Raw genomic sequence first — 16,210 nt, forward strand, 5'->3', positions numbered from 1 at the left:
GGATCAACCTCTAGAACCGCGACCGCCTCGCCGCAGCCGCGATCACAGCGGCCCCGCTTCAATCATTTAACGGCAGCGAGCTCTCGTTCAGATTGGTTAAGGGCCACCTGCTCGAACCCGGCGAGGGGATCGAGATCGCAGCAGTCATCTTCAGCAATCGCGACGAAGACAGTCTTATCGAAAGTGTCGTCGGCCGGTTGAGCAAATTGGACGATAGCGCCCGAGGAGCGCCGGATCAGGCCATTGCGGCCGAGCGGAGGCTCTTGGGCTCACCTCAGAGCGAAAATCTTGCCAAGCATTGCCGATTGTCACGACTATTGGTAGCATTTGCGGCCGCCGCTGACCTGCAGTTCGCGATGCCTTGAATTGATAGACTTCCTCGTGTTCGTTGGAGACTGATCGATGAAAGTGCCACGTCGAGTTTCACCGGCCTATCTGAGCGTACTCCTCGTTGCGTGGATGTCAGCGCCTCAAGGCGCCTTGGGGCAGACGGTGCCAACCGTCGGGATAGCGAGCGTTCAGATTGAGGATGTCTCTGCAAAGCATGAATTCGTCGGACGTGTCGAAGCGGTGGACGCGGTAGACATCCGCTCACGGATCGAAGGCTTCCTCGACAAGCGGCTTTTCGACGAAGGCCAGGTTGTAAGGAAGGATCAGGATCTTTTCCTCATCGACAAGCGATCGCTCGAAATCTCGCTTGGAGACGCCCAGGCCTCGCTTGCCAGCGCGCAAGCAACCTTGGCCGATGCGCAACGACGGCTCGAACGAAATCAGTCATTGAGCTCACAGACCGTCTCGCGCGCCACGCTGGAGGAGAGCCAAACTGCGGTGGAAACGGCTCAAGCGAACGTCTTGTCGGCGCAGGCACGAGTAGGGCAAGCAGAGCTAAACCTCAGCTATAGTCGAATAACCTCCCCGATCGAGGGACGCATCGGGGCAGCAGAGTTGTCAATTGGAAGCTTCGTAAGCGGCAGTTCACCGATACTCGCACGCGTCGTCGAAATGGACCCGATCCGCGTCGTATTCTCCATCAGCGACCGGTCGATCCTTGACCTGCGGGCTGCCGCGGGCGGCATAGGCAAAGACGATCTGGCCAGGAAGTATGAGCCCACCTTACGTCTGTCCAATGGCCAGCAATACAGTGAGCCGGGCAAGATCGAGTTTTTCGGAAACGAAATCGACGAGACAACGGGCACACTGGCAATTCGAGCACTGTTTAGCAATCCAGAGCACCTGCTCGTTCCAGGCCAGTTCGTGACAGTCATCATATCGGAGGCGGAACGGAAGATGCGCCCGGTTGTCCCGTTAGGCGCTGTCCAGCAAGACCGCGGGGGCAAATTCGTCCTGCTTGTCGATCAGAAGAAGCAGGTTACGCTCCAGCGCATAAAAGTCTCAAAGCAGGTCGACGGAAACTGGGCTGTGGACGAAGGACTGAAAGGGGGCGAGAACCTCATCGTGGAGGGACTGCAGAACGTCTCCGAGGGAGCGGTCGTGAATGTCACGCCGGTGGCTCCGGAAGGCATCGTAGCCTCGCCGTCCTCCGTCGCGCCCCAAGCTGGTACACAGCAATGAATATATCCGGACCCTTCCTTGCCAGATCAAGGTTCGCGATGGTCATTGCGATCGTCATGATGATCGCGGGCGCCGTCTCCCTTCTCCTGATACCGGTCGCTCAATTCCCTCAGATTACACCGCCGGAGGTGCAGGTAACTGCCAGCTATCCCGGTGCCAATGCCAGCGTCATGACGGACAGCGTGGGAGCGCCGATCGAGGACCAGGTGAACGGCGTCGAAGACATGCTCTACATGTCGTCGTCCAGCACCAACAATGGCACATACAGTCTGACGGTGACATTTGCCGCGGGGACAGACCCTGCAATCGCCCAGGTCAACGTTCAGAATCGGGTGGCCATGGCAACGCCGCGACTTCCGGCTGCGGTGACCCAGACCGGTGTGTCTGTGAGAAGCCGTTCGTCGAGCATGCTTCTCGGTTTCGCGATCTACTCGCCGAGGGGTACGAAAGACGAAATCTTCATCAGCAACTACGCGACGATAAACATCCGAGACGCTATCGCCCGGCTCCCCGGCGTCGGAGAAGCGAGCGTTTTCGGCCCCACCTATAGCATGCGCGTGTGGATGAACCCTGACCGCATGCAGGCCCTCGCAGTAACGGCCGCCGATCTGACTGCGGCCATTCAGGCTCAGAACGCTCAGGCATCAGCCGGGCAGCTCGGATCACCGCCGTTGGTAGCAGGCCAGCAAATGCAGTTGACCGTTATGGCCCGAGGACGGCTTGCGAGCGAAACCGAGTTCGGCGACATCATCGTTCGTACGAACCGGGATGGCGCGATCGTACGCATCCGCGACGTTGCCCGAGTAGAACTCGGCGCACAATCATATGACACTGCCTCCACCTTGAACGGGCAGCCCAGTGCGACGGTGGTCGTCTATCAATCGTCAGATGCCAACGCCCTGGCCGTGTCCGCCGCTGTCCTCAAAGAATTGGAGACATTATCGAAGCAGTTTCCCGACGACGTCGCGTATACGGTGGTTTTCGATACGACCGCTTTCGTTCGACAGACGATCGAAGAAATTCTCGTCACGCTTGCCATTACCTTTGCCCTCGTCGTCGCCGTGGTCTTTATCTTCCTACAAGACTGGCGCGCGACAGTAATCCCCACATTGACCATACCCGTTTCGCTGGTAGGCGGCTTCGCCGTGCTCTACCTCATGGGATATTCGGCCAACACCATCACCCTGTTTGCGATGATACTCGCCATCAGTCTCGTGGTGGACGATGCAATCATCGTTGCGGAGAATGTTCAGCGCGTGATGAGCGAAGCCCGCGTTGGCGTACGGGAAGCGACCTTGCGCACCATGAACGAGGTGACGGGTCCGATCGTCGCCACCACGCTGGTCTTGGCCGCCCTTTTCATTCCGGTGGCCTTTCTTGCCGGCATAACCGGTGAGCTCTACCGTCAATTTGCCGTCACGATTCTGGTCACGATCACTTTCTCAACGATCAATGCGTTAACGTTGAGCCCGGCCTTATGCGTTCTCATGCTCCGGCCCGCGCGACACAGCCCGTCACGACTTTTCAGCAAGGTGAACAAGGGGCTGGATGCGTCACGACGCTTTTATCTGAACTTGCTGGAGGTTTTTTCCCGCAGGCTGGTTCTAGCTGCCTTGCTCCTTGTAGCCGTTCTCGGCGGCATTTACGGCTTTTATCGTGTCTTGCCGACTGGATTCGTTCCTGCCGAGGACCAGGGCTATCTCTTCATGAACGTGCAATTGCCAAGCGGGGCATCCCTGGAAAGAACGCAGCAGACAATTGCAACGGTCAGCTCCGTGCTTCAGCGAACCCCTGGCGTTGCAAATACGATCGGAATCGCCGGCTCAAGCATGGTGGGTGGCGGGGGCTCCAACTCGGGAATGGTCATCGCGGCATTGCGCCCTTGGAATGAGCGGGAGAGCGATCAAAGCGTCTTTGCACTGATAGACCGACTACGCGCTGAATTCGCAACGATTTCGACCGCGTCGGTTGTACCGTTCAATCCACCGGCGATACCCGGCCTCGGTACGACGGGGGGGTTTGACTTCCGTCTTCAGGCGCGCGAAGGGCAAAGTCAGGAGGAACTGGCCGAAGTGATGCGCGGTCTGATCGTAGCGGCAAACCAGACGGGGAAGACGGCCAGCGTATTCAGCACTTTTTCTGCTGATACGCCACAAATCTATCTCGATATCGACAGGAAGCGCGCCGAACTTTTCGGCGTTTCGCCAGCAACGATTTTCAGCACGCTTCAATCCCACCTCGGATCGTCATATGTCGACGACTTCAACATCTTCTCGCGGGTGTACCAGGTACGCATTCAGGACGAGCCCAGTTTCCGAACCCGAATTGAAGATATTCAGCGATTGCGGGTGCAAGGTCAGTCCGGCAATCTCGTTCCGCTGCAGGCACTGCTTTCGATTTCGACCGTCTACGGTCCGAACTCGGTCAACCGCTACAATCTCTTCCCGTCGGCTGCGATCAACGGCCAGGCAGCGGCCGGCTCCAGCACCGGCGATGCGCTGGAGACCATGGAAACGCTCGCGGTGGAAAAATTGCCCCCCGGCTTCGGCTACGAGTGGACCGGCTTGGCGCTGCAGGAGCGGCAGGCAGGCAATCAGACAGCAATCATCCTCATCATGGGGATCCTCTTCACCTACCTTTTCCTCGTCGCTCAATATGAAAGCTGGAGCGTGCCGCTGGCGGTGATGCTGTCGGTGACGGTGGCCGTTGTCGGAGCGTTGGGCGGTCTCGTGATCGGTGGCATCGATCTCAATATCTACGCGCAAATCGGCCTGTTGCTGCTTATCGGGCTTGCTGCGAAAAATGCGATCCTCATCGTGGAATTTGCCAAGGAACGCCGCGAAGGAGGCCTCAGCATCATGGAAGCAGCCACCGCGGGAACGGCACAGCGCTTTAGACCCGTCTTGATGACTGCGATGGCGTCCGTGCTTGGCGTTGTGCCTTTGGTCGTCGCCACGGGCGCGGGAGCAGCCAGCCGGCAGGCAATCGGTACGACGGTCCTGGGAGGACTACTCGTTGGCACTGTCGTCGGCCTCCTGGTTATCCCACTTCTGTATATCCTCGTCCAAACCGTCAGAGAGGCTGTCAAACGTCGAATTTTCGGCCACGGCCGCGACGAGGCCAGCGGACCTCCGACTGCCATAGCTCCTGAGTAGATGACGGCTCAAAAGCAACGGTGTTTTGCAGGTAACAACGGTTGCGCGCAACAGGCCTGCTTGCGGGCTGGTTTGTCGCTTCATTGTCATTGCCAGCACCTGGGTGTTTGCGCGTGCGATCCATGCGCACATCCATCACCGCGTCATCTTGAACGGCAATCGTAGCGTCGTGTTCCCGCCGAGCCCAGGGAGCTACGCATCGGAGCGCATGGGATAAAAGCCTACAGGCATCACAACATTGCGACGACCTTCACGTCGCTGCTCAACCCTGTTGAGAGCAGAAGCAATGGCTTGCCGACCGTCCGGACAGGTTTGATGGCCGCCGGCGTGAAAATGGGCGGCTGTTTGGCTGTTATCCTGTTCTAGGCGCAATGCGGTCGCCGGCTGCGATTGACGTCGATTGTCGTGTGCCAGAACACGGCACTAAGAATGATCGCGCCGCCGAAATAGGTGGCGACGGGCGGCTGTTCGGAAAACAACAGCCAGACCCAGAAGGGGGTGAGCACGATTTCCATCGTGCCGATGAGCGCCGCTTCCGCCGGCGCCATCCGCTTTGCCCCGGCAAGGAAGAGCACCAGCGCGAGGGAGAAATTGGTCGCGCCGAAGGCGGCAAGAACGATCCAGTTGTGCAGATCGAGCGAGCTCACTGAACCGAACGGAGCAAAAATGACGAGGGTCAGGAAAGCGCTGACGACGGTCGGCGGCAGGCTCGGCACGTCGGGATCGATGCGGGGGATGACGATGACGAGCGCGAAGGACGCAGTCATGCCGAGCGCCAGCAGATCGCCCCAACCCGTGCCGCCGCCAATCGACGAGGCGACGATGACCGCGACGCCGAAGAACGAGATGCCGCCGGCAATCAGCGTCCGTCTGGCAACCCTCTCCTTGAGGATGAGCCAGCCGAGTAGGGCTGCGATGAAGGGCGTCGTCGCATAGATCATCGTCACATTGGCGACGGTGGTCATGTAAAGCGCCCCGATGAAGCATCCCTGACTGAAAGTCTGGCATGCGATCATGGCAAGACCGGACGGATGGAAGACGGAACGCCATTGCCGCCGTGAGATACCCCCTTCGAGGAAAAGACAGGGGATCAGCAGGAACAGTCCGCCGAACAACGACCGCCAGGCGATCGCTGTCCATACGTCGGTGGTCAGGAGCCGCGAATAGACACCGCTCGCGCTCCAGGCAAGCGTCGCGGCAACGATGAGAAGCACACCCTTCCCATGCTCGCTGCCTGCGAGGCGTCTGGCCGGATTTTCTATGGTCACGCAGATATTCTCAAAGAAGGAAGTCGAACGCCGTTCTTTTCTGCGCCAGGAGTTGACATTAGACAAACGAATAGTTGAGATAGCTATCATCGATTTTTTCTATGGCTACTCATGCACGAGCCAATCGAGAGCGACTTACTCAGAACTTTTCTAGTCGTCGCAGAGACGTCCAATTTCTCCGCGGCTGCCCAGCGCATTGGGCGGACACAGTCGGCCGTCAGCACCCAGATCAAGAGGCTCGAGGAGACGATCGGCGAAACTCTGTTTGAACGGGGCGCTCGCGGCGTCCTGATGACGCGCCAGGGCATACAGCTTGTGCCTTATGCCCGCAGGATCATTGACCTGTTGAGCGAGGCTGCCGCGACGATCCGCAGCAAACCGCTGGATGGGCCGGTTCGCATCGGAATTCCCGAGGAATACAGCCAGACGGTGCTACCGGCGGCACTTGCGGCTTTCGCCGTACGCCACCCGGCCGTCGAGGTCACCGTGTCCTGCGACTATACGGTCCGCAACATTGCCGCCCTGGAGCGCGACGAGCTCGATCTGGCCGTCGTTTTCGACTGGAGCGACCAGACGAACGGCGAGGTTCTCTGCATCGATCCGACCGTCTGGGTCACATCCATGGTCCACCGGCTGCATGACATCGATCCCCTGCCTGTTGCAACCTATCGCAACTCCATCTGGTCGCGCGATTTTGCGCTGCGGTCGCTGGAGCAGCTGGGCCGCAACTACCGGATTGCATTCATCGCCGATACCGGCTCGGGGTTGAAAAACGCCGTGACGGCTGGCCTCGCCGTCACCACGCTTTCCCGCAGCAACATTCCGCCCGGCTGCCGGGAGCTGACCGCCGAAGACGGTTTCCCGCCGGTCGATTCCTCCAAGGTCGTGCTCCGCCGGAGCACTTTTCGCTCCAGTGAGGCCGTCCGGGAACTGGCCGAAATGGTACGGGACGCGTTCCAGCCTATGTCGGCGATGACGTGATACGGCGGCGCAATCGGCGCCGGGTCTCGGATGGGCTCTCGGAAAAACTCGTCCGGTAGCTTCTCGCAAAGGCCGAGGCCGAGTTGAAACCGGTCGCCGCGGCGATATCGGCGAAGGAGGCTGTCGTCTCAATTACCTTGCGGCGGGCCGCATTCAAACGCAGGGCGAGATAGTGCACATGCGGCGGCGCGCCGATGTTCTGCTGGAAAAGATCCTGCAGATGCCTAGCGCTGATGCCCACCTTGCGGGCCAACCGCGCCAGAATGAGAGGCTGCTCGATATGCTCCTCCATCAGCCGCACTGCCTGTGCCACGCGGGGATCATGCATGCGCAGCCCTGCCGAGGCTGCGGAAAGCTGTTCGTCGGCATGGAAGGAAGGCTGCTCGTAACGGAACAGCCGGCTGACCTCGAGTGCCAGCGAATAACCCTGCCGTTGCCTGATCACCTCCAGCATCAGATCCACGGTCGGAAGCGAACCTGATGTCGTCAGCCGCTTGCCGTCGATGACGAAACGATCCTTCACCGCCCTCACCTGCGGATAGGCCAGCGCAAAATCCTCGTAGTCCTCCCAGTGGACGGTCGCCGGCAGTCCGTCGAGTAGGCTTGCCTCGGCCAGCAGCCATGTGCCGGACTCGATGCCGGCAATCACCTTGCGGTAGCGGGCAGCCTGGGAGAGCTGCATCTTGAGCGCCGGCGTCGCGCTTCGACGCCAATTGTAACTGGCAAGCACGAAAAGCGGCGCATCCTCGCTCGTCGCCCGGAAGGCCCCTTGGGCGGGCACGGCGATATGGCTGGTGGTCGGGACCGGCGCACCGTCTGGCGTCAGGAGCCGCCAGCGATAGAGCTCGCTGCCGGAAATGCGATTGGCGCCGCGCAGCGGCTCGATGACCGACGCGATCAGGATCAGGTTCGTATCCGGCAGGACGAGAAGGTCAATATCGAGCCGTTCCGTCGATCGCTGCAGCAAAGCCACCTCCCTTTAATTCTGACAATGTATCGATCGCTTCCGAAATTGCAAAGCATCTTCATTCATCCTGCCGCGTAATGCGGACAAGACGGGGAGAACGACAATATGCCTCTTGCGATGAACCGCGATGTTTTCATCACCTGCGCTGTTACCGGCGCCGGCGATACAGTTTCCAGATCCAGTCACGTGCCGATCACTCCCAAGCAGATCGCCGAATCCGCCATCGACGCGGCCAAGGCTGGTGCTGCGGTCGTTCACTGCCACGTCCGCGATCCGCAAACGGGTGCGGCCAGCCGTCGCAACGACCTTTACAAGGAGGTCACCGACCGCATCCGCTCGGCGGATATCGACGTCGTCCTCAATCTCACCGCCGGTATGGGCGGGGACCTGATCTTCGGGGATGTCGAAGCCCCCCTTCCCCTCAATGCGAAAGGCACTGATATGGCGGGCGCCAGCGAGCGCGTCAGCCATGTCGCCGAATGCCTGCCGGAAATCTGCACGCTCGACTGCGGCACGATGAATTTCAACCTCGGCGACTATGTCATGACCAACACGCCGGCCATGCTGCGGGCCATGGCCAAGAAGATGACGGATCTTGGCGTGCGACCCGAGATCGAGGCCTTCGACACCGGTCATCTCTGGTTTGCCAGGCAGCTTGCCGAGGAAGGCCTGATCGAAGATCCGGTACTGATCCAGCTGTGCATGGGAATTCCTTGGGGCGCGCCCGATGATCTCAATACCTTCATGGCGATGGTCAACAACGTACCGGAGAGCTGGACCTTTTCGGCCTTTTCGATCGGCCGCAACGCCATGGCCTATCCGGCGGCGGCCGTGCTGGCGGGCGGCAATGTGCGCGTCGGGCTCGAGGACAATCTCTTCGTCGGCAAGGGCCAGCTCGCCACCAATGCGCAGCTCGTCGAAAAGGCCGTGCAGGTCGTCGAAGGCATGGGCGCGCGGATCATCGGTCCGGACGACGTCCGCAAGAAACTCAAACTGACGAAGCGCTGAGGACGGGATGGCAGGGATCAATAAGGCGGCTTGTATCGGTGGCGGCGTCATCGGCGGCGGATGGATCGCACGGTTCCTGCTGGCCGGCATCGACGTGAATGTGTTCGACCCGCATCCGGAAGCGGGCCGCATCGTCGGCGAAGTAATCGCCAATGCCGAAAAAGCCTATGCCATGCTGACCGGGGCACCCTTGCCGCCGCGCGGCAGGCTCAACTTCTGCAAGACTTTGGAGGAAGCTGTCGCCGACGCCGACTGGATTCAGGAAAGCGTGCCGGAAAGGCTCGACCTCAAGCGCGGCGTCCTGACTGAGATCGATGCGGCTGCGCGCCCCAACGCTCTGATCGGCTCTTCCACGTCGGGCCTGCTGCCGAGCGATCTGCAGCGCGACATGACGCATCCCGAACGCCTCTTCGTCGCCCATCCCTACAACCCCGTCTATCTGCTGCCACTCGTCGAAATCGTCGGCGGCGAGAGGACTTCAGCGGCGACTATCCGCGCAGCGATGGACAGCCTGCCGCCGATCGGCATGAAGGGCGTCCACATCGCCAAGGAAATCGAGGCCTTCGTCGGCGACCGGCTGCTCGAAGCGCTGTGGCGCGAGGCCCTGTGGCTCATCCATGACGATATCTGCACCGTCGAGACCCTCGATGACGTCATCCGCTATTCTTTCGGCCTGCGCTGGGCGCAGATGGGCCTGTTCCAGACCTACCGCATCGCCGGCGGCGAGGCCGGGATGCGCCATTTCCTCGCCCAGTTCGGTCCCTGCCTCGCCTGGCCCTGGACCAAGCTCACCGATGTCGTCGATCTCGACGAGGCTCTCATCGAAAAGATCGGCCGGCAATCCGACGAACAGGCGGCTGGCCTCTCGATCCGCGAGCTCGAACGCATCCGCGACGAAAATCTCGTCGGCATCCTGCAAGCCCTCAAGGGTGGCCACGGCGGCAAGGGATGGGGCGCCGGCAAGCTGCTGAAGGACTTCGAGCAATCGCTCTGGGCGCAAGGCGGCAGGGCAACCGTGTCTTTTGACCCGTCGAAGCCGCTGAGGCTCGTCGAAACGAAAGTCAGCCCTGCCTGGGTCGACTATAACGGCCATATGACCGAACACCGCTACCTGCAGGTTTTTGGCGACACCTCCGATGCGCTGTTGCGCCTGATCGGCGTCGATCTCGCCTATGTCGAGGCGGGACAGAGCTACTACACAGTGGAAACCCACATCCGCCATCTCGGCGAGGCAAAGCTCGGCCAGGCGATCCATTCGACCTGCCAGATCCTGTCTGTCGACGAGAAACGGCTGCATGTCTTCCACACCCTTTACGGCACGGCCACGGACGAGGTTCTCGCCACGGCCGAGCACATGTTGCTGCATGTCGACACCAAAGCAGGCAAGGCTGTCCCTGCACCGGCCGCTGTGTACGACAAGGCGAAGGTGATTGCGCAAGCGCACGCGACGTTGACGGTGCCTGAAGGCGTCGGCCGTCACGTCGGCCAAAAACGGTAGGAGGATCGGCATGAATTTCGGACTGAGCGAAGAACAGGAAATGATCGTCGAGACGGTCCGCGCCTTCGTCGAATCCGAAATCTATCCGCATGAGAACGAGGTCGAGCGCACCGGCATCGTCCCGCCGGAGCTCGGACGCGAGATCCAGCGCAAATGCATCGATCTCGGCTTTTACGCCTGCAATTTCCCCGAGGAGATCGGTGGCGCCGGCCTTGACCATGCCACCTTCACGCTGGTCGAGCGGGAGCTCGGGCGCGGCTCGCTGGGGCTGACGGTTTTCTTCGGCCGGCCCTGCGGCATCTTGATGGCCTGCGAGGGCGAGCAGCGTGAGCGTTATCTCCTGCCTGCGGTACGCGGTGAGAAGATCGACGCGCTTGCCATCACCGAGCCGGACGCCGGGTCCGACATGCGCGGGATGAAATGCGCCGCCCGCCGCAACGGCGACGATTTCGTCCTGAACGGCACGAAACATTTCATCTCGCATGCCGACGTCGCCGATTTCGTGATCGTCTTTGCCGCGACGGGCGAGGAGGACACGCCAAAAGGCATCAAGAAGAAGATCACTGCCTTCTTGGTGGATCGCGGCACGCCCGGGTTTGAAATCCTCAAGGGCTATGATTCGGTTTCGCATCGCGGCTACCACAACTGCACGCTGAGCTTCGAAGATTGCCGGATTCCCGCAGGCCAGGTGCTCGGCGAAGTACATCGCGGCTTCGATATCGCCAATCAATGGCTTTACGGCACGCGGCTGACGGTTGCCGCCACCTGCATCGGCCGGGCACGACGCGTGTTCGACATGGCCCTGTCCTACGCCGCCGAGCGCAAGCAGTTCGGCAAGCCGATCGGCGCCAATCAGGGTGTTTCCTTCAAGCTTGCCGACATGATCACCGAAATCGACGCAGCCGAGTGGCTGACACTTTCAGCCGCCTGGCGGCTCGACGCCGGCCTTTCGGCAGACCGCCAGATCGCCTCGGCCAAGCTCTATGCCTCCGAGATGCTGGGCCGCGTGACGGATGAGGCAATCCAGATCTTCGGCGGCATGGGCCTGATGGACGACCTGCCGCTTGCACGCTTCTGGCGCGATGCACGCGTCGAGCGCATCTGGGACGGCACCTCAGAAATCCAGCGGCACATCATCAGCCGCGACCTGCTTAGACCTTTAGGAGCGTGAGCCGATGACGCCTGGCCCGCTCGACCGCCTGCTCAGACCGCAAACGATCGCCGTTTTCGGCGGCCGCGAGGCGCGCAGAGTGATCGAGCAGTGCGACCGCATGGGTTTTGCCGGCGAGATCTGGCCCGTCCATCCCAAGCTTGGCGAGGTGCTCGGGCGGCCCTGCTATCGCTCGGTATCCGATCTGCCTTCGGCACCCGACGCTGCCTTCGTCGGCGTCAACAGGATGCTGACCGTCGAGATTGTGCGCAGCCTTTCGCGGGCCGGCGCCGGCGGGGCGGTCTGTTATGCGTCGGGCTTCAGCGAGGCGACGGCGGAACTTAGCGACGGCGCCGAGCTGCAGCAGGCCCTTTTGGAAGCAGCCGGCGACATGCCGATCCTCGGGCCAAACTGCTACGGGCTCATCAACGGTCTCGACGGCGCGCTGCTATGGCCCGATCAGCACGGCATGCGGCGTATGGCACGCGGCGTCGCGATCCTCACGCAGTCCTCCAATATCGCCATCAACCTCACCATGCAGACCCGTGGCGTGCCCATCGCCTATATGGTCACTGCCGGCAACCAGGCGCAGACATCGCTTTGCGATGTTGCCTGTGCGCTGATCGACGATCCGCGCGTCACAGCGGTCGGCCTTCATGTCGAAGGCTTCGGCGATCTCGCTGCACTCGAACGCCTGGCCGCCATGGCCCGCCATTCACGCAAGCCGGTCGTCGTGCTCAAGGTCGGCAAGTCCGAGCAGGCAAAGCGTGCGGCCGTGTCGCACACCGCCTCGCTTTCCGGCAGTGATGCCGTCGCGAATGCCGTGCTCGCCCGCCTCGGCCTCGGCCGCGTCCAGAGCTTGCCGGCGCTCTTGGAAACCTTGAAGCTGCTGCATGTCGCCGGCCCGCTCGCAGGCCATTCGATCTCGTCGATGAGCTGTTCGGGAGGCGAGGCTTCGCTGATGGCAGATGCCGCCGTCGGCCGGGCCGTGGAATTCGGTGCGTTGCAGCCGCAGCAATTGCCACGGCTGCGGCGGGTCTTGGGCGAGATGGTGACGCTTTCCAATCCACTCGATTACCATACCTTTGTGTGGGGCGATTTCGCACGCCAGACCGAAGCCTTCAGCGCCATGTTCGAAGGTGGATATGCTCTTAATCTCGTCGTCCTCGACTTCCCGCGTGGTGACCGCTGCGATGCGTCCGAATGGGCGATGACCGTTGAGGCGGTCATGACGGCCGCCGCCGCAACCGGTGCGCTTGCCGGCCTTCTCGCGACCCTTCCGGAAAATATGCCGGAGCCGATAGCCGAACGGCTGATGGCAAACGGCATCGTTGCCTTGTGCGGCATCGACGAAACGATCGCCGCCGCGGAAGTCGCAGCCGGCATAGGGCGGGCCTGGAAAGCGCCACCTCCCCTGCCGTTGCTCGATGTGCCCTTGGTAGCCGGAGAGATCGAGACGCTGACGGAGGCCGATGCGAAGTCCGAACTCGCCGCCTTCGGACTTCCGGTTCCCGAGGGGCTGTCGGCCTCTTCTCCCGGTGAAGCAGCTGAGCTGGCTGAACGGCTCGGTTTCCCGGTCGTGTTGAAGGGTCTCGGCATTGCGCACAAGACCGAGGCTGGGGCCGTCGCACTCAACCTCAACGATAGTGAGGCGGTATCGAATGCGGGAACGGCCATGCCGCCGAATGCCGGTTATCTCGTCGAGAAGATGATCGATCCGCCGATCGCCGAGCTCATTGTCGGCGCCATCCGCGACCCTGTTTTCGGATTGTCGCTTACCGTCGGTGCGGGCGGAATCTTCGTCGAATTGCTTGAAGATTCCGTCATCTTGCCGCTTCCGGCGACGAAAACGGACATTCACGCAGCGATTTCCAGGCTCAAACTCGCAAAATTGATCTCTGGCTATCGCGGGCGGCCAAAAGGCGACCTTGAAGCCGCGGTCGCCGCTGTCGCAGCAGCGGCAGATTATGTCGTAATGAACGCAACACACCTGGAGGAACTCGACATTAATCCATTGATGGTTCTTCCCGAAGGGCGCGGCGTTGCCGCCGTTGATGCCCTGATACGGCGGAGGAGGTAGCATAGGTTGAACGACCACATTCGCACACGAAACGACGGCGGAGTGCTCGAAGTCGTCATCGACCGGCCGAAGGCGAACGCCATCGACCTTGCGACCAGCCGTGCCTTGGGGTTGATCTTTCGAGATTTCCGCGACGATCCGGCATTGCGCGTCGCCATCGTGTCGGGCGCGGGCGAAAAGTTTTTCTGTGCCGGATGGGACCTGAAGGCGGCCGCCGCCGGTGATGCGGTCGACGGAGACTACGGTGTGGGCGGCTTTGGCGGGCTGCAGGAATTGCGCGACCTCAACAAGCCTGTCATTTGTGCGGTCAACGGCATCTGCTGCGGTGGGGGGCTGGAGATCGCGCTTTCGGCCGACCTGATCATTGCCACCGAACATGCGACCTTCGCCCTGCCGGAAATCCGCTCGGGTACGGTTGCCGATGCAGCGTCGATCAAGCTGCCGAAGCGCATCCCTTACCACATCGCCATGGACATGCTGTTGACGGGCCGCTGGCTCGACGTTGACGAGGCGCATCGCTGGGGTTTCGTCAACGAGGTCTTGCCGGCCGAGCGGCTCATGGAGAGGGCATGGGAGCTTGCCCGACTGCTCGAAAGCGGTCCGCCGCTCGTCTATGCCGCCATCAAGGAAATCGTGCGCGAAGCAGAGGGTTTGCCGTTCCAGACCGCCATGAACAAGATCACCAAGCGGCAGTTTGCGACGGTCGACAGGCTCTATGCGAGCGAAGACCAATTGGAAGGCGCGCTCGCCTTCACCGAGAAGCGAAACCCCATTTGGAAAGGACAATGACGAGGCGGCGGCAACCGCAGCATTTTCCCGCATGATGCGGGCACCGGAGGCGGAGAGGAAACCGCCTGCGGATCTGCCCGGAAGTTCTGTCAACGCACCATAAAAGAAGGAACTGGGGAATGAACGACTACACCAAATATCTCGCAGGCCGTGTCACCGCGGGCGGGCTCAGCCGCCGTGAATTCATGGGTCGCGCCATGGCAGCGGGCATCACACTTGCCGTCGCCGACAAGCTGTTCACCGAAAGTGCCAAGGCCGCCGAACCCAAGCGCGGCGGCCACCTGAAGCTTGGCCTTGAAGGTGGCGCGGCCACCGATTCCAAGGATCCGGCGAAATTCCTGTCGCAGTTCATGTTCTGCGTCGGCCGCTGCTGGGGAGACATGCTCGTCGAATCCGATCCGCTGACGGGCGCTGCCGTGCCGGCGCTCGCCGAATCCTGGGAACCGTCGAAGGATGCAGTGACCTGGACCTTCAAGATCCGCAAGGGCGTCAAGTTCCACAATGGCAAGGAACTGACGATTGACGACGTCGTTGCGACGCTCAAGCGCCATACCGATGCGAAGTCGGAATCCGGCGCACTCGGTGTCCTCGGCTCGATCAAGGAGGTCAAGGCCGATGGCGGCAATCTCGTCCTGACACTCAGCGAAGGCAACGCCGACATGCCGCTGCTGTTGTCCGACTACCATCTGGTCATCCAGCCGAATGGCGGCGTCGACGATCCGCTGGCCTCGATCGGCACCGGTCCCTACAAGCTGACGAGCTTCGAGCCCGGCGTGCGGGCCACCTTCGAGAAAAACAAGGACGACTGGCGCACTGACCGCGGTTATGTCGATTCGATCGAGATCATCGGCATGAACGACGCCACCGCCCGCATCGCGGCACTGTCGTCCGGCCAGGTGCACTATATCAACCGCGTCGACCCGAAGACCGTCAACCTGCTGAAACGCGCGCCCAACGTCGAGATACTCTCGACCGCTGGCCGCGGCCATTATGTCTTCATCATGCACTGCGACAAGGCGCCGTTCGACAACAACGACCTGCGCCTGGCACTCAAATACGCCGTGGACCGCGAGACCATGGTGCAGAAGATCCTCGGCGGCTACGGCAAGGTCGGCAATGACTTCCCGATCAACACCACCTATGCGCTGTTCCCCGAGGGCATCGAGCAGCGCGCCTACGACCCCGACAAGGCGGCCTTCCACTACAAGAAATCAGGCCATAGCGGCTCGGTCCTTCTGCGCACCTCCGAAGTCGCCTTCCCCGGCGCTGTCGATGCGGCCGTCCTCTATCAGGAAAGCTGCAAGAAGGCCGGGATCGAGATCGAGGTCAAGCGCGAGCCGGGTGACGGCTACTGGACCAACGTGTGGAACGTCCAGCCCTTCTCGACCTCCTATTGGGGTGGCCGGCCGACGCAGGACCAGATGTATTCCACCGCCTATCTCTCGACGGCGGACTGGAACGACACCCGTTTCAAGCGTCCTGACTTCGACAAGCTCTTGCTGCAGGCCCGCTGCGAACTTGATGAAGCCAAGCGCAAGGACATGTACCGCACCATGGCAATGATGGTGCGCGACGAAGGTGGGTTGATCCTGCCGATGTTCAACGATTTCGTGAACGCCTCCACCAAGCAGGTGAAGGGTTATGTCCACGATATCGGCAACGACATGTCGAACGGCTACGTCGCGACCCGCGTTTGGCTGGACGCCTGATGGCAAGGGGCGCATGCCCCTCCGATCTCCAAC

11 protein-coding genes and 1 pseudogene are annotated in these 16,210 nt (G+C 61.2%); 10 read left to right on the top strand and 2 right to left on the bottom strand.

Annotated features, from left to right (window positions below; translation table 11 throughout):
- Positions 1-402: 402 nt before the first annotated feature.
- From FHT71_RS26970 to purU, 3 genes and pseudogenes are all read left to right on the top strand, one after another.
- Positions 403-1,572 (top strand): efflux RND transporter periplasmic adaptor subunit, encoded by a 1,170-nt coding sequence (locus FHT71_RS26970; protein ID WP_183722850.1) that lies wholly within the window; start codon positions 403-405, stop codon positions 1,570-1,572.
- Entirely contained in the window at positions 1,569-4,727 is a 3,159-nt protein-coding gene (locus FHT71_RS26975) for a multidrug efflux RND transporter permease subunit (RefSeq protein WP_132593599.1), read from the top strand. The genes FHT71_RS26970 and FHT71_RS26975 overlap by 4 nt, the downstream gene beginning before the upstream one ends.
- A 97-nt stretch (positions 4,728-4,824) precedes the next feature.
- Positions 4,825-4,944: pseudogene (gene purU / locus FHT71_RS26980) on the top strand (formyltetrahydrofolate deformylase); the annotation flags it as partial.
- A gap of 145 nt (positions 4,945-5,089) precedes the next feature.
- On the opposite strand, the gene FHT71_RS26985 reads toward purU, so the two are convergent.
- Positions 5,090-5,995, bottom strand: coding sequence for a DMT family transporter (locus FHT71_RS26985; RefSeq protein WP_183722852.1), 906 nt, complete (start codon positions 5,993-5,995; stop codon positions 5,090-5,092).
- A gap of 111 nt (positions 5,996-6,106) precedes the next feature.
- Here FHT71_RS26985 and FHT71_RS26990 point away from each other — a divergent pair, with 111 nt between their 5' ends.
- On the top strand, positions 6,107-6,976 hold the full coding sequence (locus FHT71_RS26990; RefSeq protein ID WP_132593603.1) for a LysR substrate-binding domain-containing protein: 870 nt from the start codon (positions 6,107-6,109) through the stop codon (positions 6,974-6,976).
- Here FHT71_RS26990 and FHT71_RS26995 read toward each other — a convergent pair.
- Positions 6,957-7,949, bottom strand: a complete 993-nt coding sequence (locus FHT71_RS26995) for a GlxA family transcriptional regulator (RefSeq protein WP_132593605.1) — start codon at positions 7,947-7,949, stop codon at positions 6,957-6,959. The genes FHT71_RS26990 and FHT71_RS26995 overlap by 20 nt on opposite strands.
- 99 nt (positions 7,950-8,048) lie before the next feature.
- Here FHT71_RS26995 and FHT71_RS27000 point away from each other — a divergent pair, with 99 nt between their 5' ends.
- From FHT71_RS27000 to FHT71_RS27025, 6 genes are all read left to right on the top strand, one after another.
- Positions 8,049-8,951 carry a 3-keto-5-aminohexanoate cleavage protein gene (locus FHT71_RS27000; protein ID WP_132593607.1) on the top strand — a complete coding sequence of 301 codons (903 nt, stop codon included), beginning with the start codon at positions 8,049-8,051 and terminating at the stop codon, positions 8,949-8,951.
- Positions 8,952-8,958: 7 nt separating this feature from the next.
- A complete protein-coding gene (locus tag FHT71_RS27005; protein WP_183722854.1) occupies positions 8,959-10,449 on the top strand; it encodes a carnitine 3-dehydrogenase in 1,491 nt (496 codons plus the stop codon).
- Positions 10,450-10,459: 10 nt separating this feature from the next.
- The gene (locus FHT71_RS27010) at positions 10,460-11,620 is read left to right on the top strand and encodes an acyl-CoA dehydrogenase family protein (RefSeq protein WP_183722856.1); all 1,161 of its coding nucleotides are present in this window, start codon (positions 10,460-10,462) and stop codon (positions 11,618-11,620) included.
- A 4-nt stretch (positions 11,621-11,624) separates the two neighbouring features.
- Entirely contained in the window at positions 11,625-13,679 is a 2,055-nt protein-coding gene (locus FHT71_RS27015) for an acetate--CoA ligase family protein (RefSeq protein WP_183722858.1), read from the top strand.
- A 6-nt stretch (positions 13,680-13,685) separates the two neighbouring features.
- Positions 13,686-14,468, top strand: a complete 783-nt coding sequence (locus FHT71_RS27020; protein WP_132593615.1) for a carnitinyl-CoA dehydratase — start codon at positions 13,686-13,688, stop codon at positions 14,466-14,468.
- 119 nt (positions 14,469-14,587) lie between these two features.
- Entirely contained in the window at positions 14,588-16,177 is a 1,590-nt protein-coding gene (locus FHT71_RS27025; protein WP_132593617.1) for an ABC transporter substrate-binding protein, read from the top strand.
- Positions 16,178-16,210: the final 33 nt, after the last annotated feature.

It is taken from the genome of Rhizobium sp. BK060, from assembly GCF_014193145.1.
In the GTDB taxonomy this organism is placed as follows: Bacteria; Pseudomonadota; Alphaproteobacteria; order Rhizobiales; family Rhizobiaceae; genus Rhizobium.

Bases quoted from the DNA above. Each gene is read 5' to 3' on its own strand.
- FHT71_RS27025 (WP_132593617.1), top strand. From the start codon at position 14,588: ATGAACGACTACACCAAATATCTCGCAGGCCGTGTCACCGCGGGCGGG.
- FHT71_RS27000 (WP_132593607.1), top strand. From the start codon at position 8,049: ATGCCTCTTGCGATGAACCGCGATGTTTTCATCACCTGCGCTGTTACC.
- FHT71_RS26975 (WP_132593599.1), top strand. From the start codon at position 1,569: ATGAATATATCCGGACCCTTCCTTGCCAGATCAAGGTTCGCGATGGTC.
- FHT71_RS27005 (WP_183722854.1), top strand. From the start codon at position 8,959: ATGGCAGGGATCAATAAGGCGGCTTGTATCGGTGGCGGCGTCATCGGC.
- FHT71_RS27015 (WP_183722858.1), top strand. From the start codon at position 11,625: ATGACGCCTGGCCCGCTCGACCGCCTGCTCAGACCGCAAACGATCGCC.
- FHT71_RS27010 (WP_183722856.1), top strand. From the start codon at position 10,460: ATGAATTTCGGACTGAGCGAAGAACAGGAAATGATCGTCGAGACGGTC.
- FHT71_RS26990 (WP_132593603.1), top strand. From the start codon at position 6,107: ATGCACGAGCCAATCGAGAGCGACTTACTCAGAACTTTTCTAGTCGTC.
- FHT71_RS26970 (WP_183722850.1), top strand. From the start codon at position 403: ATGAAAGTGCCACGTCGAGTTTCACCGGCCTATCTGAGCGTACTCCTC.